The following is a 26,380-nucleotide window of genomic DNA, read 5'->3' on the forward strand; positions in this document are numbered from 1 at the left end:
CCGGAAAAGTGTGCAGCGGTTTTCCGAAAAGATCATGCTCAAACAACAACCCCGCGGGCGCTCTCTTACGCCGTCGTGCCGTCGATCGAGCGGCGGATCACCCGCTGCACTTCCGCATTCGACAGAAACAGATCGTGGTTGATGATGCCCCAGCCTTCCTGGGAAGCATCGACCACACGCACGCCGAGCCGCGCGATGGCGGCCTTCTCTGCGGCGCCGACCCTGGTCATGCCACCTGCGATCTGGCCCGACAGCGCTAGTGCACGATCATTCGTCGCGGCGATCACGGTGATCTTGCCGGCCAGCGGACCGATACGCTGGATCGCCGATGAGAACACGTCCATGTCGATATCGGGCGCGGCAAACACCACCGCGCCGATCCTGCTCGTAACCGTGTCGCCGTATCGCGCATAGAGCTGACGCAGGCTTTCGAGGGTCAGCATGGTTCCCATGCTGTGCGCAACGATGTGCACGCGGCCGCCGCCCGGCGCCGACACGAGCGCAGAGAGCACGCGCTCGAAATCGTCGCGAGACCACATCGCGCTGTCGCGGTCATAGGCATAGTCGAAGAATCCTGCCTTGGAGGGCCAGGAGAATGCCATGGTGCGGCCGCGGAACTTGATCCCGTCGGAGAGATGGGCGGCATCCAGTACCGCCGTCTCGAATGTCTGCTTGAAGCCGTGCACATAGATCAGCACGTCGCCTCCGCCGGCCTGCGCGGCGAGATCGCCGGCGTCGGCCGACACCGGTTCGATCCGATCAAGACGCCAATCGCCGAGCCCAACCGAGGCGAGAGAAAGACGGCTCTCGTCCGGGGCCACCAGCCTGGCCCGCGCGACCGTCATGCTCGTCGCGCGCTCCGGCCCAAACCAGGGTTTGGTGCGGCCGCCGTTGACAGGCTTGCGCGTGGTGGTGACCAGCAACGTGGGGTCAACGGAGAGGGACGACGCGTCGAAGCGCGCGCCGGTCGCACCGAGGCCTGCGCATCCGCCGAGCGCGAGGGCACTGCCTGCCGACACAAGCCCGCCGAGGAGAGCGCGGCGCGAAACAGAATGACGGCAGTCGCGCTGCAGAAGACGTCGGACGATCACACGGAACCCCAGGGAACTTGGCCACCGTAACGCCGCCCCGCCTAGTTCACTGAATGACAATGGGGGCGAGAAGACGGCAGAGCCGCTTCGCGGTGGTTCAAAGTCGTGGCGTCCGAAAGAGCGCCAGATCAGTCGACGATGTCGATCTCATGCAGCGCGCACCACTCGCGCAACGCGCACTCTGTCGCCTCATTCTCGTAGGCATGCCAGCGATCGATCGCGCCTCGTCTGGCGAGCAGCGCTCTGAATTTCGGATAAGCGCCCCTTTTGCTGAAGAAATAACGGACGTCGTCGTAATCGTCCGGCAGGAACTCGCGGGCGAAAGCGAGCACCAGGGGCTTGCCGAGATCGAGGTCGCGCTTGTCCGGGAGCGGGATGTATTTGGTTCCATCCTCTATGTCATCCGGCAGCTCGTCTTCGGAATCTTCCGAGTCGAGGTCGCCAGTCTGGTAGTAGATCTTTCCGGTCTGTCTGCACACGAAGGCACGAAACTCCGACACGCCGCCGTTGGTGTTGGCGAACTCGAAGGCTGTGCAAACGTCGTCGAACTTCACGGGCATTGGGGGGCAACACGACTTTCCATTGAAGTCTAAGACAGTAGACGACTATCATAGCTCGGCGGGTTACGCTGACAATGCGCTTACTCTTCGGCTATCGATGTCGGTTTCGTGATTGCGGTGCACTATAACCCACACAGGGGATGGCCTGAGAAAAGTTTCTAATGAAGCGATGCCGCAATGTCGGCGATCGACCTGAAGAGAACGAGCGGATCGTCCTTTGAGGCAAGGAATCCTCGCCGCTTCCAGAACGCAGCTGCTCCGGCATCGACCGCATTCACGATCAGCGCGCGTCCTCCGATCAGGCCTGCGGCCGTGACGCAGCGCTGGAGCGCATGCTTGACCAGGCCGGTGCCGATTCCCTGGCCGATCCAGTTCTCATCGGTCGCGAGCTGTCCCAGCAGCAGACAGGGCACAGGGTCGGGCGGCTGCCCGGTCCGTATGGACCGCGGCAGAGACGAGGGGATGATTGGCGTTGGCGCGAGACCATAATAGCCGACCACCCGGTTCATCTCGTGAACCACCATGACGGCGGTAAAGCCCTTCTCCTGGTTGGACAGCGCTCGCGTCTTCAGCCATCGGTCGAGCGATGGCTTGCCGCAAGAGAACTCGTCGAGATGGTGCTCTGACGTCAGCGGTTCAGGGGTGGAGATTGCCAAGTCTCAGCGCCTCTTGCGCGGGCGGCTTTCTCGATTTGATACGTCTTGTTTACGCGAGCCGGCGTCCACTTCGCTTGAAGACGCCTTGCTCGCCCATGGCGCCGCGCGCTGGAAGAGTTCGACTATTTCCGGCACCGGGGCAGCCGGTCCTAGTTGCCATGAACGCCTTGAAGCCGGACGGGCTCATGCGAATGGGCGCCGTCTCCATCAGCACGTCCTCAGCCGCACGCACTGCCGCGTCACGCACGAAGTCCGTGCGTGAGCGCCCGCGCAGCGCCGCCGCCCGGTCGATGATGGCAATGTCGGTTTCCGGCAGCCGCATCGAGAGCGGATGCTCCTTGCGTTCAACGCTTCGCGCCATGGTGAACCTCCACAGCAACCAATAGGCTTGTAGTGCATTTTGCAATACAGTTTGATCTGGAGATAATCGAGCCGTCGGGCAAAACAACCCAACCCGCTGTCAACCCCCCTTCAAAAATATTCCATTTTACCGAAATTCGGATTTGTCGTATGTGTCGCGCATCCCAGCCCACCAAAGGGGCGGTCGTACGTCGTTTCGAGCGCGGGCTGGGGTGCGGTGGTCGCGGGCGGCGTTAAAGGCGGGTATTGCGCGTGCAGGGCGAGATGAACCTCGTGAGCATGGTGCGGACCGCGAAGACGGACGGCGCTCAAGTCCCGTGATGCCTCGGGCGAAGCAGGCGCGTCCTGCGAAGCCGCTTGGCGAAGCGGGAGTGTCCGCGTACGGCGAAACCGTGTGGTCCTGGCCGTCGTTGCTACGGTCAAGCCTTGGCGAAGGCGTCATCGCGTCAACCGGCGCGCTGCCGTGACTTTCGCAGAGGCGAGGGAGGCCAGAAGGAACTCGGCTCCCGGGAGAGCGCGGCATAGGCCGTCAGACCATCGCGCAGGGAAGGCCTGGTTTCGGCTGCCCTGTGTCTCCCCTGTGCATTGCGTGTGCATTCGTTCGGCGCAGGGGTCTTATGGGTGCCAGCTGGCGCCCGGTCTTCCCTGCGCCCTTTCTTCTGTGAGGGTGTGAAGCGAAGCATAGCTCGGGCAAATCAAGCCGCGAGAACGCGCGCCCATGCCGATTGGACCGGCGAATTTGACGCCGCGGCGTCGTTGCGCTCCGGTCCCGATACACGTCCTGCGTTCATCGGCCTCACGTGCAAGCATGCAGCATCGGCATCAGTGGTGGTGGTCGTTCTCCCCAGAATCTGCACTATGCGCGCCGACGTGCCTCCGGAGCTGCTGCCGGGCCTTTGGAGGTTTTTGCAATAGCTTTTCGGAGTGACGAGATGGGCGGTTTGGTGATCAGCGGCGGCCGGGTGGTGGATCCCGCGAGCAGGATGGATGCCATCGGTGATGTGGCGGTGGTGGACGGCAAGATCGCCGCTGTCGGCACGGGACTCGGCGGCGCTGAGCGGGTGATCGACGCCACTGGCCTGGTGGTCGCGCCCGGCTTCATCGATCTGCACGCGCATGGCCAGTCGCTCCCGGCTGACCGCATGCAGGCCTTCGACGGCGTGACGACGACGCTCGATCTGGAGGCCGGCGTGCTGCCGGTCGGGTCCTGGTATGAGCGCCAGGCCCGGAAGGGCCGCGTGCTGAATTACGGCGCTGCCACCAACTGGGCCTTCGCGCGCATCGGCGCGATGACGGGCTCCAATGCGGAGAGCTCGCTGGAGGCGTTCGGCAATGCCATGCGCGATCGCCGCTGGATGGACAACGTCGCAACCGATGCGGAGGTATCAGGCATCCTCGAGCGCCTCACCCGCGGCCTGAACGAAGGCGGCATCGGCATCGGCATCCTCAACGCCTATGCGCCGGGCGCCGGCGTGCAGGAGCTGACCGCAGTCTGCCAGCTTGCCGCGAAGCAGGACGTGCCGACCTTCACGCATGTCGCCTTCATGTCGCGCATCGACCCCGAAAGCGCGGTGGAAGCCTATATCCGCCTGATCGGCTACGCCGGCGCCACCGGCGCGCACATGCACATCTGCCATTTCAATTCGTCGAGCAAGACCGACATCGAGCGCTGCCGCGTGCTGGTCGAGAAGGCGCAAGGACAGGGCCTGCCGATCACGGTCGAGGCCTATCCTTACGGCACCGGCTCGACCGTGCTGGCCGCCGCGTTCTTCAGCGATCCCCAATTCGTCGAGCGCAACGGCACCGGCTACGATTCCGTGCAGCGCGTGACCGACGGCTACCGCTTCCACGACCGCGAGGAGCTGCTCAAGGCGCAGGCCGAGGAGCCGTCCTCGCTGGTGCTCTGGCACATCCTCGACACCGAGAACAATGCGCATCACCGCGATCTGCTCGACATGTCGGTGCTCTATCCCGGCGGCGCGATTGCCTCCGACGCGATGCCCTGGACGCTGTCCGACGGCACTACCTACACCGGCGATGCCTGGCCGCTGCCTGATGATGCGACCTCGCATCCGCGCTCGGCCGGCTGCTTCACGAAATTCATCCGCGAATGGGTGCGCGAGCGCAAAGCCGTGTCGCTGCTCGAAGGCGTGCGCAAATGCGCGCTGATTCCCGCGGAAATCCTGTCGCAGAGCACGCCCGCGATGCGCGCCAAGGGCAGGCTCACTGAGGATGCCGATGCCGACATCGTCGTGTTCGACTACGAGAAGCTCTCGGACCGTGCGACCTTCACCGCGATGAACCGTCCGTCGGAAGGCGTGCGGCATCTGATTGTCAGCGGTCAGCCGCTGATCAGCGACGGCATTCTCGATGTGACTGCGCGGCCCGGAAAGCCCGTGCGGCGCCCCGTCGTGGCGAGCTGAGCCATGCCGGTCCCGGTTCTCCTGGTGACGGGTTTCCTCGGGGCCGGCAAGACCACGGTCGTCAATCATCTGCTGGCCCATGCGGGCGGGCGACGCATCGCCGCCGTGGTCAACGATTTCGGCGCCATCAACATCGATGCGGAGCTGATCGCGGGCGCGAGCGACGGCGTGGTCAGCCTTGCCAATGGCTGCATCTGCTGCTCGCTCGAAGGCGATCTCCTGCGCACGCTCTCGACGCTGTTGCGGCGTGATCCCAAGCCTGAGTACATCGTCATCGAGACCAGCGGCGTCGCCGATCCCGCCGACATCGTACGCAATCTGATGGACCCGGTGATCCTGCGCGAGGCGCCGCTGGAAACGGTGCTCTGCGTGATCGACGCGGGGACACCGCCATCGGCCCTGGATGACGCGCTGCTGCGGTCGCAGTTGCGCGTCGCCGATATCGTGGCGCTGAGCAAGCTGGATCTGGCGGATGAGGGCGCGGCTGCGCGGATGCGCGAAGCCATCCGCGCGCTGCGCGTCCCTGCGGTCGTGGTCGAGGCGAACCACGGCGAGATTCCGTCCGCGCTGCTATTCCCCGCAGCCGCCGACCGCGCGCCCGCGCCACGCGAGCCGGGACCGAAGCGGCCGGCAGAGGAACGCTTCGAGACGCTGAGCTGGACCTCCGATCACCCGATCTCGCTGCCGCGCTTGCAGCAGGCCATCAGCCGCCTCGCGCCAAGGCTCGCCCGCGCAAAAGGCCTGTTCGAGACCGCCGAGCAGCCCGGACGCCAGATGGTGTTCCAGTTCGCCGGCGGCCGCGCCACGCTGGCGCCGGGCGAGGCGCCGCCGCCAGGCGTGCCGCGGACACGGATCGTCTTCATCGCCGAGCTCGGCGTGCTCTCGCAGGCCGAGCTCGACGGGATCTTGGAGGGGTGTGTTGCCGTCGGCTGAGGCGAGGCGATAGGGTCAACCGCTTCCGCCGTCAGTCACCGCCCCTTCTCTTGCTGCGTCGATCCGAGACTGAACAATGCCCCCAACTATCCCACCCGCCCCCGCTGATGCCGCCTCGCGCCGCGCCGCCAAGCCGGCCATCGTCTATCCGGCCGGGACGATGCCCGGGCCGGATATGGCCACGCTCGAAGCAGCCCGCCGTGCGGCGGTCAAGACGCACGAGCTCATCGTGCCGCCACGCGATGCCCGTGCCTTTCGCGTGGCGCGCGGCCAGTTCTTCCGCATCATTAGCGTCGAAGGCCCTCAGGTCGGCGACCTCAATCTCTGGAACGCGGACGATCTCTCCGAGCGCTTCTTCAGCGGCAAGACGCGGGCGCTCCATGGCACGCATGTCGGCATCGGTGACCGGCTCTGGAGCAATATGCCCTATCTTCGGCCGATGGCGACCATCAGTCACGATACCCTCGGCTGGTACGGCTTCGACGCGGACGGCGCCGGCATTCACGATGTGATCGGTACGCGCTGCGATCCCTATACAAATCTCCTGTTGAACGGCACGGTTTACGATTTCTGTTGCCACTCCAACCCTGTCGCGGGCGCTGGCGACCGAACTGAAGATGGAGCCGCATGCGGTGGAGCATCATGTCCACGACGTGCTCAACGTCTTCATGTGCACCGGCTTCACCAAGGACACCCATCAATATTTCATGAAGGCAAGCCCGGTCCGCCCCGGCGACTTTATCGAGTTTTTCGCGGAGATCGATCTGCTCGGCGCATTGTCAGCCTGTCCTGGTGGAGACTGCAGCGCAACCCATTCCAGCGATGCCGCGGCGTGCCATCCGCTCAAGATCGAAATCTTCGAGCCGGATCGAACGGCACTGAAGGGCTGGATCTGGCCCTCGCCGAGTGCCTATCACCGTCACCACGGGGCGCATGCGGGAAGCTGAATCTCAGTCCTCCACCGGCAATCCGTCGCCGTGCACATACCACGCTGCGCGTGAGGCCCACTGCACATGCCGGTCGGGTGTCGTCTCAAGCGGCTCGTCGAACGCGCCGGCATGGACAATCGCCTCGCGCCCGCTGCGGGTCAAATGCGGCATCGGGCTGCCGCACATCCTGCAGAACGCGGTCGCAAAGCTCCGCGCGTTGGGCAGATCGAAACGCGTGACGGACGTTTCCCCGCGCAGCCAGCGCAGCGCCTCTGCTTTCACGATCACCTCGCAGGCATGCGCGGTCCCGGTCGCCTTCCGGCAGCGCGAGCAATGGCAGTTGAGGAAACGATCGAACGGTCCCTCCACCTCGAACGCGACCTCGCCGCACAGGCAGCTTCCGCGGAAGGTGGCCATTTCACTCTCCCTCCGGCTCGGCCGGTTTCTCGGCCGCCTCCTCGGTGTGAACCGGAGGCCCGCCGTGCGCGCCGCGCAGCCGGATCATGGTGTCGATCACGTCCACGTCGATCTTCAGCATGTCGAGATCGCGCGTCATCTCGCGCACCTCCTGGCCCTTGCGCGCCAGCTCCTCGGAGACGTCGACCGCCATCTTGCGCTCGGTCACGTTGCCCTGCGTGTTGACGAACAGCTTGGCCCGCATCCATTCCAGCCGCGCCCGCTGGGTGTCGCGCTCGAACTTCTTCTCGGCATAGCGGCGCCGCGCCTCGGCATAGGCGCCGATCAGCGCGGTTTCCGGCAGGCTCCACAATTGCTCGACCGACATGGTCATGCCGTTCAGGTCCCGGGTTCGGCTCGGCGGAGGCTTGCTCCCCAGCCTATCAGACCCTTCCGGCCGGCAATTCTCAAGAGGGCGCCGGCGATTCCGCGCCCGGCCGCTTCAGGCGAATTGCGCGATGCCGTGCCCCACCGACCAGTTTTCCCTGGGGGCGTCGAGCACGTTGACGAACACGTCCTCGGGCCGGATGCCCGGGCTCTCGCCGAGCAGCTCGGCGATCCGCCGGTACAGCGCCTTCTTCTGCTCGGGGGTGCGCGAGGCGAACACGGTGATCTGGATCAGCACGGCGTCCTCGCTGCGCGTGACGCCGTAGGCATTGCCGCAGCGGAAGTTTGCGGGCGAAAGCTCGCTGATGGTCATGAACTCGTCGCCCTCTGGCACGTTCAGCGCCTCGCGCATGGCGCGGTAGAGACTGTCGAGGATGGCCTGGCGGTAGGCTTCCGGCTTTCCGGCGCGCATCGAGATGTGGAGGAGAGGCATCGTACGTCCCTCTGCATGCGGGCCTGATCGGTCGGGCGCATCATCCGCGCCGGCCGTCGGCTTATTGACGAAACGGGATATCAATCCCAATTTGTTTTTGACGCGGTGTCCAGAAAGCATGTTCTTGACGTTGTGTCAAATACCTTTGGAGGAGCAACATTTGAGGCCGCGCGAGTTCGACCATGACGATGTCCTGCGCATCGCGTTCGACCAGTTCTGGCGCAAGGGTGTGCGCGGCACCTCGCTGTCGGACATCGCGCGCGACGCCGGCGTGCAGCGCGGCAGCCTCTACAACGCCTTCGGCAGCAAGGAAGCGTTGTTCCTGCAGGCCTATGAGCGCTACGCGGGCGACTATCTGCTCGCCCTGCAAAAGGCGCTCGGCACGGGGTCTTTGCGCAAGCGCCTCACCGCGTTCTTCGACCTCACCATCACCAATTTCCGTTCCGGCTCGCCGCCGCGGGGATGTCCGACCACGCGCGGCCTGATGGAGCTCGGCGCGGCGGAAGGCGAAGGGCTGGATGAACAGGCGCGCCAGGCCTTTGCTGGTCTCGTCTCCCGCATCACCGCGCTGGTTCAGGACACGTTGTCGGCGGGCGCCAGGCGTGGCGAGTTCAACGGCAATCCCACAGTCGCAGCGTTGCACATTATCACGGTGACGCGCGGCCTTGCCGTGCTCGAGCGCGCCTACGGCGACGAAGCCCAGCTGCGCAAGATCGCAAGCCACACCATCGATCTCGTGCTCGACAAGAGAGGTTAGGTGTCAGCAGCAGGCTAGCGCGTTGACCGCCCGCGTCGTCGCAATCTCGTTCTCGTTGCCGACGAACTGGCAGACGACCGATCCGAGTTCAGGCTGCTTGCTGCGCGCGATCGCCAGCAATCGCATCAACTCCGTCTCGTCCTTCGACAGGCGCCGGCAGGACGGCGGCATGAAGCAGAGTTCGCATGGCCGGCCGCTGCGCACGATCCTGACCAGCGCGGCCGCGCGCGCCACCAGCAGCGGACTGTCGGCAATGCCAGGTGCCTCGTCGGCATAGCGATAGGCCGCTTCCCAGCAATCCGATGCGCCGGTCGCATAGGCCGCTCCAATGAAGCGGAGCAGCGACAGCGCGACGCGGCAGAAATCATCGTAGCTTTCGACGCAGGGACGCGCCGCAAGCGCGGCCTGGGGCGGACAGAGCCGCGGCTGGCCGGCGTCCGGATCCGGTGCAGAATCGCAAATGGCCTGCATCATGAACGATCTCGTCAATGCAATGTGGGGCTGCCCACGAACCAGCTCTTCATCGCCATCATCCGGTCATGGGCGCGTGACGAGACGTGCCGGTCAGGCAGGATGAGGCCGGCCATGCGGAAGATCGTCGCCAGTCCCCGCACCGGCGCCAGCGCCCAATCCGCGCCGACTGGCGGCAGCCAGCACTCGAACTGCTCGCGTGCGACATCGTCGCGCTCCTTCTGCGCGGCGGCGATCGCCCGCAAGATCCCGCACTCGCTCTCCGACATGCGCGGACATGTGGGGCAGTGCACCTCGATCGCCGTATGCGCGGTGCAGGCGAAGATCTCGATGATGGATTCCAGCGACGGCACGGCGTCGCCGACGCGAAAGTGGTCGTACACCTGCTGGATGTCGGCCGCCGTCGGAACGGCGCTGCCGCTGCGCGCCTTGGCACGAAATCCCCAGACGAAGAGCCGCTCCGCTGCGGTCAGTGCGGGCAGCTCGAGGGGCTTGGCGTATGTCGATTGATGCATGGAGCCTCTGGCCTTTGGCTGCGCTCACGCCAGAGCTGGCGCGGATGATCTGCGCCGATCGTTCTGCCAGAGACCTCTCCAAGTCAATGCTCGGAGAGGCGATGTCGAGGCGTTCTAGATTGGAAGAATTCGTATCTCGGAAGAGCATGTTGGCAGCTCTCCCGCGGAATTTCGGGGCAGAATATCTCCGGCGTCACCGGCGCGACCGCGGAGACCGGCCAGGCCGCCGGCTTCGTGCTGCAATCGAGCGGCCGCCTGACCCAGAAGCTGCAATCGCTCCAGGACGAGGTCAGCGCCTTCGTTGCGGGCGTGCGCGCGGCCTAGCGCGACTGTCCTTCTGCGACATCGCGAAAGTGCGCCGCGATGTCGGCGCGCGCTGCGACCCAGACCCGGCCATCCAGCCGCGCCAGCTCCGCGAGAATGCTTTTCACCGCGCGGAAGCGCGCGGGTCGGCCGCAAATGCGCAGGTGAAAGCCGATCGACAGCATCGCCGAACGGCCGCGCTCGGCCTCCTCGACCAGCGTCGCGAGCGCAGTGCTGACATAGTTCGAAAAATCCTCCGGCTGTACGAAACCGTTCGGATGGAAGAACTTCATGTCGTTGGTGTCGAAGCCGTAGGGCAGGACCAGCATCGATCCCCGCGGCGACCGGCTGCAATAGGGCAGATCGTCGTCGAGTGCGTTGGAATCGTAGGCGAAGCCGAGCTCGGTCAGGAGATCGCGCGTCCAGGCGCTCTGGCTGCCGCGTGACATGAAGCCGACCGGCGTGACGCCGGTCGCGCGGACGATGACGTCGCGCGTCCTCTCGATGTCGCGACGTTCGGTCTCGGCATCGCCATAGAGCGTGTGCGGCAGCCAGCGCCAGCCATGCACCGCCGGCTCGTGCCCGACCTCGACCACGGCGCGGGCAAGGTCCGGCACGCGCTCGACCGCGCGGCCGCACATCATGAAGGTGGAACGGACTTTGGCGTCAGTGAAGGCATCGAGGAAGCGCCACAGGCCGGCGCGCATGCCATAGTCGAACACCTGCTCCTGCACGAGATCGCGCACGCCCGGCGGCGATGTCGAGGCGACCTCGCCATAGCGCTCGGTCTCGGCATCGCCCTGCTCGACCGCGAGCTCGGCACCCTCCTCGAAATTTACCACCAGCGACACCGCAACGCGGGCGCCGTTGGGCCAGACGATGTCGGGTCGGGCCCTTCCATATCCGCGAAGATCGCGTTCGATCGGCATGGTCAGCGGCTCCCGATCTGGCGGCTGACGCCGCCGAAGATTTCGGCGCAGACGAGACCGGCCAGCGTCAGCAGCACGATGACGCCGGAGACGGCAGCGACGCGCACGTCGAGGCTGCCTTCGAGGATCGCCCAGAGCTTGATCGGCAGCACCTCGGTACGCGCATCGGCGAGAAACAGCGACACCGGAACATTGTCGAATGAGGTCAGGAACGCGACAAAACAGCTCGCGACAATGCCGCGGCGGATCAGCGGCAGCGTGACGCGCCGGAAAGTGTACCAGCGGCTGGCGCCAAGGCTGAGCGAGCAGGTGATCAGCACCGGATTGAGCTGCTGCACCGACGCACCGACCATCCGGATCACGAACGGCACGCAAATGATGGTGTGACCGAGCACCAGCGTCGCCGCCGACAGGCGGATGCCGAGCAGGTTGAAGACCAGCAGCAGCGACAGGCCGAAGGCCATCGCGGGCAGCACCATCGGCGACATGAACAGCGCATCCAGCACGCGCGCGATCTTCAACCGGCTGCGCGCCAGCCCGAGCGCCGCCGCGCCGCCCAGCACCGCGGAAAGGATCGTCGCCGCCGCTGCGACTTTCAGGCTCGTCAATGCAGGCTCGATGATCTCCTGCGATTGCAGTAGCTCGACATACCAGCGCAGCGACCAGTTCGGTGGCGGAAACTTTAGCGTGATGCCGCCGGTGAAGGAAATGACCAGAACCACCAGCGTCGGCGCCAGCAGCAACAGCATGCCGAAGCCGGTGATTGCGCCGACGACGGTGGAGTAGATCCGGTCGACGAGACTACGCTGCATCGACGCCTCGCACGTAGCGGCGGGAGAGTGCGCCGATGGCAAAGACGATGCCGGTCACGGCGAGCGTGAAGATCAGCGACAGCGCTGCCGAGAACGGCCAGTCTTGCACACCGACCGCCTGCTGGTAGATGTAGGACGGCATCAGGATGATGCGGCCGCCGCCGACCAGGGTCTGGGTGATGAAAGCGGTCGCAGCGGCGGCGAAGACGAGCAGCCAGCCGGCGATGGCGCCCGGCAGCGTCAGCGGCAGGATGACGGTGATGAAGATGCGGGCGCGGCTCGCGCCGAGCCCTTCCGCCGCGCGCGTCAGGTTGCCGTCGAGCCGCAGCAGGCTGTTGATGACAGGCAGCGCCATCAGGGGGAGCTGGATCTGCGTCAGGGCCAGTACCATGCCCTCCCAGGTGTAGAGCAGCCGAGCCGGGGCCTGCCAGAGCCCCAGCGACAGCATCGCCGAATTGACGATGCCGTCGCGGCCGAGGATGACGATCCAGGCAAAGGTTCGCACCACCGTACTGGTCAAGAGCGGCAGCATGATCAGGAAGGTGATCAGGGTTCGCATGAACGGACCGCTCGCGACGTAAACCAGCGCGAGCGGGTAGGCGAGGATCAGCGTCGCCAGTGCAACCTCCGCCCCCAGCCAAAGCGTATCCGTCAGCACCTTGATGCTGAAGGGATCGGAAAGGAAACGCAGATATTGCGCCAGCGACAATTCTGCGAATTGGGGTGTGCGAAACAGGCTGATCGCGACGAGCGCGACCAGCGGCAGCACGAAGGCTGCGAAGAACAGCGCCGCCAGTGGGACCACTGGCAGCAACTGTCTCGATGCGCTCGTGCTTGCCGGCGTCATTCAGATCTTCACTTCCTTGCTGAAGCGCGTGATCCATTCGCCGCGCAGCGGCTGGAACTTGGTCCAGTCGAGCAGCACGTTGTTGGCGACGAGGTCGTCGACGCTCTTGGCGACGGTAAGGTTGGCGCCGGTCAGCGCCACCTTGCCGTTGGTCGGCATCATCATCCAGGGCGCCGCCTCCAGGCCCTTCTGCGTCTCGACCGACATCACCGTATCGAGATAGTCGAGCACCGCCTTCGGATCCTGGTTGTTCTTCACGATCTGCGCACTGGTGCGGATCACGACCGCGCCGGATTTCGGCTTGGCGAAGGCGATGTCGACGCCCTTGGCGGCGAGCAGCGCGACGTTATTCCAGAAGTTGAAGGCGATATCGATCTCGCCCTGCTGGAACAGTGCCGCCAGCGCGCCCGGCGAGGCCGCGATCGCGCCGACGTTGGGCAGCAGCTTCTTCATGGCCTCGAAGGCCGGCTCGATATTGGTCTCGGAGCCGCCGTTCAGCTTTGCGATCTCGACCATGAAGGCGGTGCCGAGGCTGGAGCCGAGCCCGGTGATGCCGACGCGGCCCTTGTATTCCGGCTTCCAGAGATCCTCCCACGAGGTCGGCGGCGTCGTGATCTTCTTCGGATTGTAGGCAATGCCGATCAACTGACAGGTGATGACAGGCGCGTAACCGTCAGGATGGCGGAATGCGCTTGGAATGTCGGCAAACGACTTCGATTGCTCGACCGGAAATCTCTCCAGCACGCCACTCGCTATCGCCGGGATCAGCGGTCCCTCGTCGAACAGCACCACGTCGAACGGCGGGGCGTTGCGCGAAGCCTGGATCTTGCCGATCTGGTCGACGCCGAGCAGCGGCGTGAAGGTGACACCGCCGTCGCTGGACTTCTTGAAGGCCGGCCCGACCACCGAGCGGAAGGCTTCGTCGAAGCTGCCGGGATAGGTCGTCGCCACGATCGAGGTGGCAGCGCGCGATGATGTCGGCCATCCGAGGCTAGCCGCCGCAAGCGCGGCCGAACCCGAGGCGAGCAGCGATCTCCTGGATAGGCTCATGTCAAACACTCCTTTGCTGATGTTTTGAGACGTCGTCGATCGGCGTGCTGAAAATGCTGACGCGCGAGACATCGGAGATCGCGAGCCACGCCGTTTCTCCGGCTTGTGCCTTCGCGATACCCGCGGCACGCGCCTGGCTGATCTTCACGGGCTCGCCGCTCGCGGTGACGCCCTCGGTGACGCTGACCGCGCCGAGAGGCACGGTGGCGCGGATCGTGACGGGAATGGCGCCGGGCCGTTCGGCGCCGAACGCGATGTTTTCAGGCCGGACCGAGATCGTCACCGGCGTGCCGCGCCGGCGCAGCGCCGAGCGCCCGAGGTCGATCTCCGGTCCGGCGTCTAGCAGCACGCGATCGGTCTCGGTAACGGTGCCGCGCAGCAGATTGGTGTGGCCGATGAAGCTCGAGATGAAGAGGCTCGCCGGACGGTCGTACAGCGCATCCGGGCTGTCGATCTGCTCGATGCGCCCCTTGTTGAGGACGACGATGCGGTCGGCCATCGACAGCGCCTCTTCCTGATCGTGCGTGACGATGATGGAGGTGACGCCAAACGTCTTCAGAAGGGTCTTGATCTCGATCTGCATGTCGAGGCGCAGATTCTTGTCGAGCGCCGAGAACGGCTCGTCGAGCAGGACGAGGCCCGGATCGATCGCCAGGGCACGCGCCAGCGCGACGCGCTGCTGTTGTCCGCCCGAGAGCTCTCCCGGAAGCCTCCGCGCAAACGCCGCCATCTGGGCGAGGCTGAGCATCTGCTCGACCTTGGCCGCGACCTCCGCGTTCGGCCTCTTGCGTGCGCGCAGTCCGTAGGCGACGTTCTCGAATACGGTCAGATGCGGAAATAGCGCATAGTTCTGGAACACCATGCCGATGCGGCGGCGATTGGCGGGGATGTGCTCGACCCGCGCGCCGTCGAAGCGCACCTCGCCCCGGGACGGACGCAGGAAGCCCGCGATGATCTGGAGCATCGTGGTCTTGCCGCAGCCGGACGGACCGAGGAGGGCGATTAACTCACCGGCTGCAACAGTGAGATCGATCTCGTCCAGCGCAACGGTCGCGCCGAAGGTGTGGCCGATGCCCTTCAGATCGAGCGAATGTCCGCGCACGTCACTCAACGCCAGCTCCATCCTTCACGTTGTTCTGCGTGAGGGGAGTTAGCAATCGTCGTGCCAGCGCGGTTCGCCTGCTAATGCCTTGGGAGCGTTGCGACAATCTTTTGGCGCCAAAGATTGGCGCCAATTTATCGCCTATATTGTGAACATTAGAGGGGATGGTTTGTAGAAAAAATGGGCTGCGGCAGCCGTTCAGAATCCTGTAAACACGACGCATGAAGCGAACCCGTCCCCTCAAGCGCAGGCCGAAGCGCTCCGAGCCGAAACACAGGGAGCCGGAGGCCGTCGATCCGCGCAGCATCGACGACGATCCAGTGGTCCAGGGTATCCTGACCGCGATCAGCCAGAAGCGGCTCAAGCCGGGCGCCAAGCTCGGCGAGGACAAGCTCGCCTCGGCGTTCGGCACCACGCGGATTCACATCCGCCAGGCGCTGTCCCATCTCGCCTCGCGCAAGGTGGTGATGCAGATCCCCAACCGCGGCGCCTTCGTGTACCGGCCGAGCTGGGAGGAGGCGCAGGATATCTTTGCGGCGCGCCGCATCATCGAGACCGCGACTGTGAGCGCCGCGATCGACCGGCTGGACAAAGCCGGCAAGGCCGAGCTGAAGGCGCATATGGAGCGCGAGGCGCGCCACGATCGCAACGACCGCTGGGCCTCGCTGTCGCTGACGGCGGAATTCCACATTCTGGTCGCCAAGCTCGCGGGCAACCGTGTGCTGCTGGAGATGTCGCGCGAGCTGATGCTGCGGACGTCGCTGGCGATCGCGACCTTCGAGCAACCGGGCGAGCCTGATTGCTCGCCCGATGCCCATCCCGACATCGGCGCGTTGATCCTCGCCCGCGACAGGGCCGGCGCGATTCACGCCATGCGCCATCACATCGAGGAGATGGAGCAGCGGATCCGGCCGAAGGAAGGCGAGGACGAGGTCGACGAGCTCACCGCGATCTTCCAGGAGATCGGCGCGCGAGTGCGGGCGGGCGGATAGCATGGCCGGCCGGCGCATCCTCCTGATCAATCCGAACAGCAATGAGGCAACCACCGCGATGATGGTGGCGATTGCCAGGTCCGCTGCCGGCGACGGTTTCGACATTGTCGGCGCCACGGCAACGCGTGCGCCGACGATGATCGTCTCGGCGGATGCGCTGGCGGCGGCTGCGCCGGAGGTCGAGGAGATCGCGCGGGCCAACAGCTGTGAGTGCGACGGCATTATCGTCGCAGCATTCGGCGATCCCGGTCTCGCCGGGATCAAGGCCGCGATGAAGCCGCTTGCCGTGGGCATCGGCGAATCCGCGATGCTGGAAGCTGGAGAGAACGGTCGCAGGTTCGGTGTGGCGACCACGACGCCGCTGCTGAAAGCGAAGATCGATGCATTGCCTGATACGCTGGGGTTGCGATCGCTCTACACCGGCACGCGCTTTGCTGACGGCGATCCTCAGGATCTCATGCGTGATCCATTGCTGTTGCGCGCGGCTCTTGCCGCCGCGGTCGAGGCCTGCATTGCCCAGGATGGAGCGGAGGCGGTCGTCATCGGCGGCGGGCCGCTCGGTGAAGCGGCGCGGGCGCTTCAGCCGATGTTCACCGTGCCCGTCGTCGCGCCGATCCCGGCTGCCGTGCGGCGGATCATTCGTCTCGTCACGGCGTAGCGTGATTTTTCCGCGTCGCGGCATCGGCCGTGCCACGGAAAACTGTTTTCCTTGACATGAACTCTGTCGTGCTCGACCTGTAACGAGGTCGAGCGACGGCACGTTGCATGCCGTCGCGAAAAGAAAAGCAGCACGGGAAAGACGCCATGAGTGCAGGCCTCGACGAGAAGGACTACCTCGCCACCTTGCGGGGCCTGTGGGACAAGGCCTGGCCGAAGGGCATGCCGCGCTCGCCGAACTATCTGCACGGCGAAGTCCCCCTGACGGAATATCTGCGCGCCTGGGCGAAGCGCAGTCCCGATCGCCCCGCAGTCATCTTCTACGGGCACGTCACGACCTATGCCGATCTCGATCGGCAGAGCGATCGCTTTGCGGCGCTGTTGCAGGCGAAGGGCGTGCGCAAGGGCGATCGCGTCGCCGTCTTTCTGCCGAACTGCCCGCAATTCCACATCGTGTTCTTCGGCATCCTGAAGCTCGGCGCGGTCCACGTCCCCGTCAGCCCGCTGTCGCGCGCGTTCGAATTGTCCTACGAACTCAACGATACTCAGGCCGAAGTGATCGTGGCGCTGGACCAGCTCATCCCCGTGGTCGAGCAGGTGAAGGGCGAGGTGCGGCTGCGCGAGATCATCGTCACCAGCTTTGCCGATGTGGTGCCGGCTGCGCCCGCGTTCCCAACGCCGGATTCGATCCGCGCGCCGCGTATCGCGATCGCGGGCGCGACCGATCTATTGCCCGCGCTCGCCGCGATGTCGGCGCCCACGCCGCTACCGCCTCCCGGCCTCGATGATATCGCCGCGCTCAACTACACCGGCGGCACCACCGGCATGCCCAAGGGCTGCGTTCATACCCATCGCGACATGGTCTATACGGCCGCCGCCAATTACGGCATCTCGGTGCAGTCGGACGAGAACAGCGTGTTCCTGTCGTTCTTCCCCGAATTCTGGATTGCAGGCGAGAACTTTGGCCTGATCTTCCCGCTGTTCTCCGGCGGGACACTGGTCCTGCTCGCGCGCTGGGATGCCGTCGGCGCCATGGCCGCGATCGACAAGTACAAGGTCTCGATCACGGCGATGCCGGTGGACGGCGCAGTCGAGTTGATGGACCACCCGCGCTGGAGCGAGTTCGACCTGTCGTCCCTGAAGCAGGTGCGCGTCGTCTCCTTCGTCAAGAAGCTCAACGCCGACTACCGCAGGCGCTGGAAGGACCTCACCGGCACGATCCTGATGGAGGCGGCCTGGGGCATGACCGAGACCCACACCTCCAACACCTTCACATCAGGATTCCAGGACGACGATTTCGATCTCAACAACCAGCCGATCTTCGTCGGCCTGCCGGTCCCCGGCGCCGAGTTCAAGATCACCGATTTCGAAACCGGCGCGCTGTTGCCGCTCGGCGCCGAAGGCGAGATCCGCGTGCGGACACCGTCGCTGCTCAAGAGCTACTGGAACAAGCCCGAGGCGACCGCGGAGTCGCTGATCGACGGCTGGCTGCGCACCGGCGACATCGGCACCATCGACAGGGATGGTTTTCTGCACTTCCTCGGCCGCCGCAAGGAAATGCTCAAGGTCAAGGGCATGAGCGTATTCCCGCCGGAGATCGAGGCGCTGCTCGGCCAGCATCCGAAGGTGCTGGGCTCGGGCGTGGTCGGACGCGACGATCCGGACAAGGGCCAGGTGCCGGTCGCCTATATCCAGCTCAAGCCGGAGGCGGTCGGCACCATCTCCGCGGAAGATCTGCGCGCCTGGTGCGCCGAGCGCATGGCCGTCTACAAGGTCCCGGAAGTGCGTATTATCGAAGCCCTGCCGCTGACGGCGACGGGCAAGGTGAAGAAGCAGGACCTCAATCCAAATCTTCCTGCTGCTGTCTGAATGAGAGAGACGATGTCGTTAAAAAAGCTTCTGATCGCCAACCGCGGCGAGATCGCCATCCGCATCGCGCGCGCAGCGGCTGACGCCGGCATCGCGACGGTCGCGATCCACTCGGCCGACGACGCGCTGTCGTTGCATGTCCGTGTTGCCGACGAGGCGGTCGAAATTCCCGGCCGCGGCGCGCGGGCCTATCTCGACATCGAAGCCGTGGTGAAGGCGGCGAGGGCGGCCGGCTGCGATGCCGTGCATCCCGGCTATGGGTTCCTGAGCGAGAATGCGGCATTCGCAAAGGCCTGCGCTGACACCGGCATTGTCTTCGTCGGGCCGAAGGCGACGGCGCTCGAACTGTTCGGCGACAAGGTCGCGGCCCGGCAACTGGCAAAGCGTTGCGGCGTGCCGATCATCGCCGGCACCAGCGGGCCGTCGAGCCTCGAGGAGATCACGGCGTTCTTCGCTTCGCTCGGCAGCAATGCGGCGATCGTGATCAAGGCCATGGCCGGCGGCGGTGGCCGCGGCATGCGCGTCGTGGAGAACGCGTCCGATCTCGCGGAAGCCTATGCGCGCTGCCAGTCCGAGGCCAAGGCCGCGTTCGGCTTCGACGGCGTCTATGCCGAGCGGCTGATCCGGCAGGCGCGCCACATCGAGGTTCAGATCATCGGCGACCGCCATGGCGCGATCTCCCATCTCTGGGAACGCGAATGCACCATCCAGCGCCGGCACCAGAAGCTGGTCGAGGTCGCGCCCAGCCCGTCGCTGAGTGATCCCCTGCGCGGCCGCATCATCGAGGCGGCGAAGCAACTGGCGACGGCCGCGTCTTACGACAATCTCGGCACATTCGAATTCCTGGTCGACGGCACGGCCGAGGACAGCTTTGCCTTCATCGAGGCCAACCCGCGGCTCCAGGTCGAGCACACCGTCACGGAAGAGGTGCTCGGCCTCGACCTCGTCCGCGCCCAGCTCGCGGTCGCCGCAGGAGCGTCGCTGGCTTCCCTCGACCTCGCGCAAGCATCGATCCCGAGGCCGCGCGGCTATGCCATGCAGCTCCGGGTCAACATGGAAACGCTGGACGAGACGGGCGCGACCCATCCGACCGGCGGCGTGCTCGCCGTGTTCGAGCCGCCGTCGGGGCCGGGCGTGCGCGTCGATAGCTTTGGCTATGCCGGCTACAAGACCAGCGCCGCCTTCGACTCGCTGCTCGCAAAGGTCATCGTCCATACACCGGGTGAGGCCTGGCACGATGTTGTCGCCAAAGCCTCGCGCGCCCTGCGCGAGTTCCGCATCGACGGCGTCGTCACCAACGTCGCATTCCTGCAGGCCGTGCTGGCGCATCCCGATTTCAGGACGAACCGTATTGCGACCGACTTCATCGATCGCAATATCGCAAAGCTCGTCGAGGCCGCCGACGGCGCGGCCAGGCCGCTCAACTTTGCGGCGACCGAGCACTCCGGTCACGGCGTGGAAGCGCATGTCGCGCAGATCGTGCCCGAAGGTGCGGTGATGGTGGCGGCGCCCCTGCAGGGGACGATCGTCACGATCCAGGTGAAGCAAGGCGAGATCGTCCGCCCCGGCCAGCAGCTCGCCGTGATCGAATCCATGAAGATGGAGCATCTGGTGATGGCCGAGCAGGGCGGCCGCGTCATGAAGCTCGTTGCCGGCGACGGCGTCACGCTGATGCATGGCGAGCCGATCATGTATCTGGAGCCGCTCGACGTCGCGGCCGACAGCACGGCGGCGGAGGCCGATGTCGATCTCGACCACATCCGTCCCGATCTTGCCGAGCTGATCGCGCGCCAGGCCAACACGCTCGACGAAAATCGCCCTGCCTCGGTCGAACGCCGCCGCAACACCAACCAGCGCACCGCCCGCGAGAATGTCGCCCAGCTCGTCGACGACGGCTCGTTCATGGAATACGGCAGCCTCGCGATCGCGGCGCAGCGGCGCCGGCGCAAGCTCGACGATCTCATCAAGAATACGCCGGCCGACGGCCTCGTCATGGGCGTCGCCACCGTCAATGCCGAGAAATTCGGACCCGAAGGCGCGCGCTGCATTGTCGTGGCCTATGACTACACCGTGCTCGCGGGCACGCAGGGCCACATGAACCACAAGAAGATCGACCGCATGCTGACGCTGGCGGAAGACTGGCGCGTGCCGCTGGTGTTTTACGCCGAGGGCGGCGGCGGCCGGCCCGGCGATACCGACCGGCTCGGCATGACCGGCCTCGACGGCCCGTCCTTCGTGCAATTCGCAAGGCTCTCCGGCCTCGTGCCTGTGATCGGTGTCGTCTCCGGCTATTGCTTTGCTGGCAACGCGGCGATGCTCGGTTGTTGTGACGTCATCATCGCCACCAAGAATGCCTCGATCGGCATGGGCGGCCCCGCCATGATCGAGGGCGGCGGGCTCGGTGTCTATCACCCGGCCGAGGTCGGCCCTGTCTCGTTCCAGTCGCCGAACGGCGTCATCGACATCCTGGTCGAGGACGAGGAGGAAGCGACGCGCGTCGCGCAGAAGTACCTGTCCTACTTCCAGGGCGCGGTCACGGAGTGGGAAGCCGCCGACCAGCGCCTGCTCCGTCGCGCCATTCCCGAGAATCGCCTGCGCGTCTACGACATCCGCAGCGTGATCGATCTCGTCGCAGACAAGGACAGCGTGCTGGAGCTGCGCCGCGACTACGGCGTCGGCATGATCACGGCGCTGATCCGCATCGAAGGAAAACCGTTCGGCCTGATTGCCAACAACCCGCGCCATCTCGGCGGCGCCATCGATGCCGATGCCGGCGACAAGGCCGCGCGCTTCCTCCAGCTCTGCGATGCTTTCGACTTACCCGTCGTCTCGCTCTGCGACACGCCCGGCTTCATGGTCGGTCCGGAGGCCGAGAAGACCGCGATCGTGCGCCACGTCTCGCGGATGTTCGTGACCGGCGCGAGCCTCACCGTGCCGCTGTTCGGCATCGTGCTGCGCAAGGGCTATGGCCTGGGCGCGCAGTCGATGATCGGCGGCGGTTTCCACGCCTCGTTCTTCACCGCGGCCTGGCCGACCGGCGAGTTCGGCGGCATGGGCCTGGAGGGCTATGTCCGGCTCGGCTTCCGCAAGGAGATGGAGGCGATTGCCGACCCCGAGGAGCGCGAGACCTATTATCGCAACAAGGTCGCCGAGCTCTATGCCAACGGCAAGGCGGTCTCGATCGCCTCGGTGTTCGAGATCGATAACGTCATCGATCCCGCCGAGACGCGGCGCTGGATCATGGCGGGCCTGCGGTCCGTGCCGAAGCCGCCTGCGCGGACGGCGAAGAAGCGGCCCTGTATCGACACGTGGTGAGGGCGGTGCAGCAATAGCTGCGTTCCGGTTCCCGATTGACATCCCCGCCTGTGGTGCCAGACTTTGCACAATAATACAGGGTGGAGACGTCCGCGATGGCCAGCCTTTCGGCCTCGAACCATGTCGCCCGTGTCTTGTCCGTCGCCAATCAGGTTACTGACCGCTTGGCCGACGTCGACGCCTCTTCGCGGATTGCCAATTCCTGGCGGCGCTGCCTGATCAGCCACAAGCTCGATCCCGCCCGCCAGGGCCCGCCGCAGACGCTGACCGAGGTCGAGATCCGCCACGTCGCCGAGCCCATGGAGGAGACGATCAGGCTCGCCACGCCCGAGCTCGACGATCTCGCTCGCGTGCTGCGCGACGCCGGCTATTGCGTCAATCTCGCGGATGCGAACGCGACCATGCTGTTCAGCCGCCTGCCGGGCGAAGCCGACGCGAAGATGTTTCTGGACTGGAAGATCTACACCGGCTCGAACTTCGCCGAGACCTTTGAGGGCACCAATGGGCTCGGCACTGCCCTTGCCGAGGAGAAGCCGATCCTGGTGCATCGCGACGAGCATTTCCGTGCGCAGTGGCACATGTTCTCCTGTGCGGTAGCGCCGTTGTTCGACCAGGCCGGGCGGCTCGCCGGTGCCGTCAACATCACCTCCTGCCGCGAGGATATCGAGCGCACCGCGCATCAGCTTGCGCTGGCGGTGACGATGGAGGCGACGCGACGGATGGAGGGCGCGATCTTCCGCGGCCATTTCCGTAATGCCTGGATTGCGACCGTGCCCGGTGACGGCGGCCGCGGCCTCATCGCCTATGACGACGATCGCCGCATCGTCGGCGCCTGCCGCTCGGCGCGTGCGCTGCTCGGCCTCACCGATGGCCTGATCGCCTCCGGCATCGATCTGTCGCGCTACATCAAGTTCGATCATCATGCCGCGCGCGGTGCGGATGAGATGGTCGAGCTGCGCCGCGCCGACGGCAGTCCGCTGGGCCAGGGCCATGTCGCGCCGCCGCTGCGCGTAAAGTCGCATGCGCCGCGCCGCGATGTACCCGCCGACCGTTTCGATGCGCTGCATCGGCTCGCCGGCCGCGATCCCGGCCTGATCAGAAGCGTAAAGCGGCTCCGAAGCATCGGCGATCACAATCTGCCGGTGCTGCTGCACGGCGAGACCGGTGTCGGCAAGGACGTGTTCGCGCGGGCCATCCACGCCGCCAGCAGCCGCGCGCGCAACAATTATGTCGCGCTGAACTGCGCAGCGATGCCGGAAAGCCTGATCGATGCCGAGCTGTTCGGCTACGAGGCCGGCGCCTTCACCGGCGCGCGGCGCGACGGCTCCAGGGGCCTGATCGTGCAGGCCGACGGCGGCACGCTGTTCCTCGACGAGATCGGCGACATGCCGATCGCGCTGCAGACGCGCCTGCTGCGCGTTCTGGAAAACCGCGAGGTCTGGCCGCTCGGCGCGCTCAAGCCTGTCGCCGTCGACATTCGCCTGATCAGCGCCACCCACCGCGATCTCGGCCGCATGGCGGAAGAGGGCGCCTTCCGCGCCGACCTCTATTTCCGCCTGCGCGGCATGGAGGTGCACCTGCCTGCGTTGCGCGAGCGTGCCGACCGCGACGACATCATCCGCCAGATCGCGCGCGAGGAGGCGCCGAACTGCCGGCTCTCGGACCAAGCCTGGTCGCAGCTCGCGGCCTATCCCTATCCCGGCAACATGCGCCAGCTCCGCCATGTGCTGAGGCTCGCGGGGTGCACGGCGGAGAGCGGCGTGATCACCGATGCCGATCTCGATCTGCCACCGTTTGGTGGGCGGGCCGCGGAGCCAGATATCGAAGCGGCCGAGCGCGCGGCCATTGTCGAGGCCCTGCGCAAGCACAGTGGCCGCGTCACCGAGGCAGCGCGCGCGCTGAAACTCAGTCGCGCCACGCTCTATCGCAAGATCAAGCAATTGAAGATCTCGCTCTAGCGAGCTCGCGGGTCTCTGCTGGAACCCGGACGCTGCCCGACTCTTGATCGACTCTCGCGGATCGATGCCAGGGCGGCAACTGCGCCATCGCGAACATACATTTCCGGCGGAGCAAGAGGAGCACACGCGATGGAGGAGATCGAAGTCTTCCTGGCTGTCGTCGAGGCCGGCAGCCAGACCGCCGCCGCGCGGCAATTGGGCCGGTCGCTGCAATCGGTGAACCGCGCGCTGGCCGCGCTGGAACAGAGCGTCGGCGTGGAACTGGTGCGGCGGACCACGCGGCAATCGGTGGCGACCGAAGCGGGACTGGCGTTCTATCGCCGCGTCAAGCCGGCCTTTGCGGAAATCACCGAAGCGCGGCTCGAGGCTGCAAACCGGCGCGTCGAGCCGTCGGGACTGCTCAAGGTCGCAGCACCGGTCCTGTTCGGATCGACCCATGTGGTGCCCGCGATCGCCGAGTTCATGGCGCGCTTCCCGCAGATCGAAGTCGACGTCAACATGTCCGACCGGCCGGTCGATGTCGTCGGCGATGGCTTTGATCTCGCCGTGCGGATCAGGGAATTGCCGGACTCGTCGCTGAAGACCCGGCGGCTCGGCGAGCTGCGCACGGTTGTCTACGGCGCGCCCGACTATTTCGCGCGTCATGGCCACCCGCATCATCCGAACGATCTCGCCAGGCATCAATGCATCCTGCGCAGGACCGGTCGCGGCGAAGTGGACACATGGCGCTTTCAGATCGACGGCAGCGCGGTGACCATGCAGGTGAACGGCCGCTTTCACACCGACAATATGACGGCTGCGCATGCCGCCGCTCGTCATGGCCTCGGTGTCGGATATGGCCCGTTCTGGCAGATACGCGATCTCGTCGATCAGGGCGCGCTCGAAATTGTGTTGGAGGCGTTCGAGGCACCGCGAACGCCCGTGCGCGCTGTGTTTCCGCCGAGCGCGATACCGCCGGCCAAGACGCACCTCTTCGTTGACCTGCTGGCAGAGAGATTGAAGCACGAACGGCTTTGAGCCGACACGCGGGAACGCATTCTCTCGATTGGCGGAAATGTCTATCCCGCGATGCGCCGGTTGTCCCGGCGAGCAGTCGATCGCAGCTTGAAGCGCAGGGGCCCATCCGCCCGGCGAGGGCGCAGAGGACTGCACCATGACACCCAATCGACGGACACTCTTGCACGCAGGCGTCAGCGTGACCGCGACGCTGGCATCCGCCTCCCTTGCCGGACAGTCGGGCGCGCGTGATCCACGGCCGCCGAAGCTATTGCTCGCGGATGACGCGGAGTCTTGCGCTGCGGCCGCGCAGGATTTTGGCCACATCATTCAGAGGCCGCCGCGGGCCGTCTGCAAACCCAGCTCGAGTGCCGAGATCGCCGACATCCTGCGCTGGGCGCGCGAACAGGGGCTCAAGGTTGCCGCGCGCGGGCAGGGGCATGCCACCTACGGCCGGGCCATGGCCGGAGACGGCATCGTGATGGACCTCAGCGCACTCACGGTGATCCATCGGATCGAGCCCGACCGTGTTGTGGTCGATGCCGGCGCGATCTGGCACGCGCTGCTGGAGGCAACGCTGGCCAAAGGGCTCGCGCCACCGGTGCTGACCAACTACCTCGGCCTGTCCGTTGGCGGCACGCTTGCCGTCGGCGGAATTGGCGGGTCGTCGTCCCGGCACGGGCTCCAGACCGACCAGGTTCTGGAACTCGATATCGTCACCGGCGAAGGCGTGGAGCTGACCTGCTCGCGAAGCGCGCATGCCGAACTGTTCGACGCCGTTCGCGCCGGGCTGGCGCAATGTGCGATCATCACCCGGGCAACGCTGCGATTGATGCGCGCGCCCGAACGTGTCCGGCGTTATCTGCTGTCCTATCCCGATCTTGCGTCACTGACCGCGGATCAGCGGCGCGCGCTCGACGAGGCGCGCTTCGACCAGTTGCAGGGCGCTGTCGTGCCCGACGGCGCCGGCGGCTGGCGCTACCAGCTGGAGGCTGGTGTCTTCTACGACAGCAGCAGTGCCCCTGACGACAAGACCCTGCTTGCAGGTCTGGCTGACAAGCACGAGACCGTCTCGGACCTTGCCTTCGGTGACGACGCCAACGCATTCGCCAAGCTCGAGAAGCTGTTGCGATCGAACGGCCAGTGGTTCAATCCGCATCCCTGGCTGCTGAGCTATTTGCGCGGCAGCAACGCGCTCGAGATCGCGAGCGAGGTCATTGCCGGGTTGAACAGCGATGATCTCGGTCCGTTCGGGCGGATCACTTACTATCCGATGTTCACGGACAGCTGCCGCACGCCCCTGCTTCGGCTACCCGACGAACGCATCGTGTTTCCGTTCAATCTCATCCGCATCCCATCCTCTGCGGACAAGGAGAACGCTGACCGGCAGGTCGCGCGCAATCGCTGTGTTTACGATCACATTCGCAGCGCCGGCGGCATGCTGTACCCGGTAAGCGCGCTTGGCATGTCGTCACAGGATTGGGCGGATCATTTCGGCCCGCGATGGCCACTGCTGCGCGAAGCCAGGCGCCGTCACGATCCGGCCGGCATCCTCACGCCAGGATATGATCTATTCTAG

The 26,380-nt window shown here is 65.6% G+C and carries 23 protein-coding genes and 2 pseudogenes; 11 read left to right on the forward strand and 14 right to left on the reverse strand.

Features of this window, described 5'->3' with window-relative positions:
* Positions 1–65: 65 nt before the first annotated feature.
* From GGD63_RS27545 to GGD63_RS27560, 4 genes and pseudogenes are all read right to left on the reverse strand, one after another.
* On the reverse strand, positions 66–1,091 hold the full coding sequence (locus GGD63_RS27545) for an alpha/beta hydrolase (protein ID WP_183246475.1): 1,026 nt from the start codon (positions 1,089–1,091) through the stop codon (positions 66–68).
* 128 nt (positions 1,092–1,219) lie between these two features.
* The gene (locus GGD63_RS27550; RefSeq protein WP_183246477.1) at positions 1,220–1,651 is read right to left on the reverse strand and encodes a hypothetical protein; all 432 of its coding nucleotides are present in this window, start codon (positions 1,649–1,651) and stop codon (positions 1,220–1,222) included.
* Positions 1,652–1,809: 158 nt separating this feature from the next.
* Positions 1,810–2,307, reverse strand: coding sequence for a GNAT family N-acetyltransferase (locus tag GGD63_RS27555; RefSeq protein ID WP_183246479.1), 498 nt, complete (start codon positions 2,305–2,307; stop codon positions 1,810–1,812).
* Positions 2,308–2,310: 3 nt separating this feature from the next.
* Positions 2,311–2,668, reverse strand: a pseudogene (locus tag GGD63_RS27560) (DUF1778 domain-containing protein).
* 931 nt (positions 2,669–3,599) lie between these two features.
* Here GGD63_RS27560 and GGD63_RS27565 point away from each other — a divergent pair.
* From GGD63_RS27565 to GGD63_RS27575, 3 genes and pseudogenes are all read left to right on the forward strand, one after another.
* Entirely contained in the window at positions 3,600–5,090 is a 1,491-nt protein-coding gene (locus GGD63_RS27565; RefSeq protein ID WP_210315990.1) for an amidohydrolase family protein, read from the forward strand.
* A gap of 3 nt (positions 5,091–5,093) precedes the next feature.
* Entirely contained in the window at positions 5,094–6,023 is a 930-nt protein-coding gene (locus GGD63_RS27570) for a GTP-binding protein (RefSeq protein ID WP_183246481.1), read from the forward strand.
* A gap of 76 nt (positions 6,024–6,099) precedes the next feature.
* A pseudogene (locus GGD63_RS27575) lies at positions 6,100–6,970 on the forward strand (urea carboxylase-associated family protein).
* A gap of 3 nt (positions 6,971–6,973) precedes the next feature.
* On the opposite strand, the gene GGD63_RS27580 reads toward GGD63_RS27575, so the two are convergent.
* From GGD63_RS27580 to GGD63_RS27590, 3 genes are all read right to left on the reverse strand, one after another.
* Positions 6,974–7,369, reverse strand: a complete 396-nt coding sequence (locus GGD63_RS27580; protein ID WP_183246483.1) for a GFA family protein — start codon at positions 7,367–7,369, stop codon at positions 6,974–6,976.
* A gap of 1 nt (position 7,370) precedes the next feature.
* Complete coding sequence (locus GGD63_RS27585) at positions 7,371–7,742, reverse strand: hypothetical protein (protein WP_183246485.1); 372 nt, start codon at positions 7,740–7,742, stop codon at positions 7,371–7,373.
* 108 nt (positions 7,743–7,850) lie between these two features.
* Positions 7,851–8,228, reverse strand: coding sequence for a tautomerase family protein (locus GGD63_RS27590; RefSeq protein WP_183246487.1), 378 nt, complete (start codon positions 8,226–8,228; stop codon positions 7,851–7,853).
* Positions 8,229–8,388: 160 nt separating this feature from the next.
* On the opposite strand from GGD63_RS27590, the gene GGD63_RS27595 reads away from it, so the two are divergent.
* The gene (locus GGD63_RS27595) at positions 8,389–8,985 is read left to right on the forward strand and encodes a TetR/AcrR family transcriptional regulator (protein WP_183246489.1); all 597 of its coding nucleotides are present in this window, start codon (positions 8,389–8,391) and stop codon (positions 8,983–8,985) included.
* Positions 8,986–8,988: 3 nt separating this feature from the next.
* Here the strand turns inward: GGD63_RS27595 and GGD63_RS27600 are convergent, their stop codons facing one another.
* The 7 genes from GGD63_RS27600 to GGD63_RS27630 all read right to left on the reverse strand — a co-directional run bounded on the left by GGD63_RS27600 (position 8,989) and on the right by GGD63_RS27630 (position 15,035).
* Positions 8,989–9,459 carry a hypothetical protein gene (locus GGD63_RS27600; protein ID WP_183246491.1) on the reverse strand — a complete coding sequence of 157 codons (471 nt, stop codon included), beginning with the start codon at positions 9,457–9,459 and terminating at the stop codon, positions 8,989–8,991.
* Positions 9,460–9,470: 11 nt separating this feature from the next.
* Positions 9,471–9,971 (reverse strand): hypothetical protein, encoded by a 501-nt coding sequence (locus tag GGD63_RS27605; RefSeq protein ID WP_183246493.1) that lies wholly within the window; start codon positions 9,969–9,971, stop codon positions 9,471–9,473.
* Between the two features lie 320 nt (positions 9,972–10,291).
* A complete protein-coding gene (locus GGD63_RS27610) occupies positions 10,292–11,203 on the reverse strand; it encodes a polysaccharide deacetylase family protein (protein ID WP_183246495.1) in 912 nt (303 codons plus the stop codon).
* A 2-nt stretch (positions 11,204–11,205) separates the two neighbouring features.
* Complete coding sequence (locus GGD63_RS27615; protein ID WP_183246497.1) at positions 11,206–12,015, reverse strand: ABC transporter permease; 810 nt, start codon at positions 12,013–12,015, stop codon at positions 11,206–11,208.
* Positions 12,005–12,862: an ABC transporter permease gene (locus GGD63_RS27620; protein ID WP_183246499.1), complete on the reverse strand. Its 858-nt coding sequence runs from the start codon at positions 12,860–12,862 to the stop codon at positions 12,005–12,007. The genes GGD63_RS27615 and GGD63_RS27620 overlap by 11 nt, the downstream gene beginning before the upstream one ends.
* Complete coding sequence (locus tag GGD63_RS27625; RefSeq protein WP_183246501.1) at positions 12,863–13,912, reverse strand: extracellular solute-binding protein; 1,050 nt, start codon at positions 13,910–13,912, stop codon at positions 12,863–12,865.
* Between the two features lies 1 nt (position 13,913).
* The gene (locus GGD63_RS27630) at positions 13,914–15,035 is read right to left on the reverse strand and encodes an ABC transporter ATP-binding protein (RefSeq protein WP_183246502.1); all 1,122 of its coding nucleotides are present in this window, start codon (positions 15,033–15,035) and stop codon (positions 13,914–13,916) included.
* A gap of 200 nt (positions 15,036–15,235) precedes the next feature.
* On the opposite strand from GGD63_RS27630, the gene GGD63_RS27635 reads away from it, so the two are divergent.
* The 7 genes from GGD63_RS27635 to GGD63_RS27665 all read left to right on the forward strand — a co-directional run bounded on the left by GGD63_RS27635 (position 15,236) and on the right by GGD63_RS27665 (position 26,380).
* The gene (locus tag GGD63_RS27635; RefSeq protein WP_183246504.1) at positions 15,236–16,006 is read left to right on the forward strand and encodes a GntR family transcriptional regulator; all 771 of its coding nucleotides are present in this window, start codon (positions 15,236–15,238) and stop codon (positions 16,004–16,006) included.
* 1 nt (position 16,007) lies between these two features.
* Positions 16,008–16,664 (forward strand): aspartate/glutamate racemase family protein, encoded by a 657-nt coding sequence (locus GGD63_RS27640; RefSeq protein ID WP_183246506.1) that lies wholly within the window; start codon positions 16,008–16,010, stop codon positions 16,662–16,664.
* Positions 16,665–16,810: 146 nt separating this feature from the next.
* Positions 16,811–18,532 carry an AMP-binding protein gene (locus GGD63_RS27645; protein WP_183246508.1) on the forward strand — a complete coding sequence of 574 codons (1,722 nt, stop codon included), beginning with the start codon at positions 16,811–16,813 and terminating at the stop codon, positions 18,530–18,532.
* Positions 18,533–18,544: 12 nt separating this feature from the next.
* Positions 18,545–21,847: a carboxyl transferase domain-containing protein gene (locus tag GGD63_RS27650; RefSeq protein ID WP_183246510.1), complete on the forward strand. Its 3,303-nt coding sequence runs from the start codon at positions 18,545–18,547 to the stop codon at positions 21,845–21,847.
* A gap of 95 nt (positions 21,848–21,942) precedes the next feature.
* On the forward strand, positions 21,943–23,805 hold the full coding sequence (locus GGD63_RS27655) for a sigma-54-dependent Fis family transcriptional regulator (protein ID WP_183246512.1): 1,863 nt from the start codon (positions 21,943–21,945) through the stop codon (positions 23,803–23,805).
* Between the two features lie 129 nt (positions 23,806–23,934).
* Positions 23,935–24,822, forward strand: coding sequence for a LysR family transcriptional regulator (locus tag GGD63_RS27660; protein WP_183246514.1), 888 nt, complete (start codon positions 23,935–23,937; stop codon positions 24,820–24,822).
* A gap of 136 nt (positions 24,823–24,958) precedes the next feature.
* Entirely contained in the window at positions 24,959–26,380 is a 1,422-nt protein-coding gene (locus tag GGD63_RS27665; protein ID WP_183246516.1) for an FAD-binding protein, read from the forward strand.

Source organism: Bradyrhizobium sp. cir1, from assembly GCF_014198245.1.
Classification (GTDB): Bacteria; Pseudomonadota; Alphaproteobacteria; order Rhizobiales; family Xanthobacteraceae; genus Bradyrhizobium.

What these genes read in the sequence shown, in the direction of transcription:
- GGD63_RS27550 (WP_183246477.1), bottom strand. Translation starts at nt 1,651, where the DNA reads ATGCCCGTGAAGTTCGACGACGTTTGCACAGCCTTCGAGTTCGCCAAC.
- GGD63_RS27565 (WP_210315990.1), top strand. Translation starts at nt 3,600, where the DNA reads ATGGGCGGTTTGGTGATCAGCGGCGGCCGGGTGGTGGATCCCGCGAGC.
- GGD63_RS27570 (WP_183246481.1), top strand. Translation starts at nt 5,094, where the DNA reads ATGCCGGTCCCGGTTCTCCTGGTGACGGGTTTCCTCGGGGCCGGCAAG.
- GGD63_RS27580 (WP_183246483.1), bottom strand. Translation starts at nt 7,369, where the DNA reads ATGGCCACCTTCCGCGGAAGCTGCCTGTGCGGCGAGGTCGCGTTCGAG.
- GGD63_RS27585 (WP_183246485.1), bottom strand. Translation starts at nt 7,742, where the DNA reads ATGACCATGTCGGTCGAGCAATTGTGGAGCCTGCCGGAAACCGCGCTG.
- GGD63_RS27590 (WP_183246487.1), bottom strand. Translation starts at nt 8,228, where the DNA reads ATGCCTCTCCTCCACATCTCGATGCGCGCCGGAAAGCCGGAAGCCTAC.
- GGD63_RS27600 (WP_183246491.1), bottom strand. Translation starts at nt 9,459, where the DNA reads ATGATGCAGGCCATTTGCGATTCTGCACCGGATCCGGACGCCGGCCAG.
- GGD63_RS27605 (WP_183246493.1), bottom strand. Translation starts at nt 9,971, where the DNA reads ATGCATCAATCGACATACGCCAAGCCCCTCGAGCTGCCCGCACTGACC.
- GGD63_RS27610 (WP_183246495.1), bottom strand. Translation starts at nt 11,203, where the DNA reads ATGCCGATCGAACGCGATCTTCGCGGATATGGAAGGGCCCGACCCGAC.
- GGD63_RS27615 (WP_183246497.1), bottom strand. Translation starts at nt 12,015, where the DNA reads ATGCAGCGTAGTCTCGTCGACCGGATCTACTCCACCGTCGTCGGCGCA.
- GGD63_RS27620 (WP_183246499.1), bottom strand. Translation starts at nt 12,862, where the DNA reads ATGACGCCGGCAAGCACGAGCGCATCGAGACAGTTGCTGCCAGTGGTC.
- GGD63_RS27625 (WP_183246501.1), bottom strand. Translation starts at nt 13,912, where the DNA reads ATGAGCCTATCCAGGAGATCGCTGCTCGCCTCGGGTTCGGCCGCGCTT.
- GGD63_RS27630 (WP_183246502.1), bottom strand. Translation starts at nt 15,035, where the DNA reads ATGGAGCTGGCGTTGAGTGACGTGCGCGGACATTCGCTCGATCTGAAG.
- GGD63_RS27635 (WP_183246504.1), top strand. Translation starts at nt 15,236, where the DNA reads ATGAAGCGAACCCGTCCCCTCAAGCGCAGGCCGAAGCGCTCCGAGCCG.
- GGD63_RS27640 (WP_183246506.1), top strand. Translation starts at nt 16,008, where the DNA reads ATGGCCGGCCGGCGCATCCTCCTGATCAATCCGAACAGCAATGAGGCA.
- GGD63_RS27645 (WP_183246508.1), top strand. Translation starts at nt 16,811, where the DNA reads ATGAGTGCAGGCCTCGACGAGAAGGACTACCTCGCCACCTTGCGGGGC.
- GGD63_RS27650 (WP_183246510.1), top strand. Translation starts at nt 18,545, where the DNA reads ATGTCGTTAAAAAAGCTTCTGATCGCCAACCGCGGCGAGATCGCCATC.
- GGD63_RS27655 (WP_183246512.1), top strand. Translation starts at nt 21,943, where the DNA reads ATGGCCAGCCTTTCGGCCTCGAACCATGTCGCCCGTGTCTTGTCCGTC.
- GGD63_RS27660 (WP_183246514.1), top strand. Translation starts at nt 23,935, where the DNA reads ATGGAGGAGATCGAAGTCTTCCTGGCTGTCGTCGAGGCCGGCAGCCAG.
- GGD63_RS27665 (WP_183246516.1), top strand. Translation starts at nt 24,959, where the DNA reads ATGACACCCAATCGACGGACACTCTTGCACGCAGGCGTCAGCGTGACC.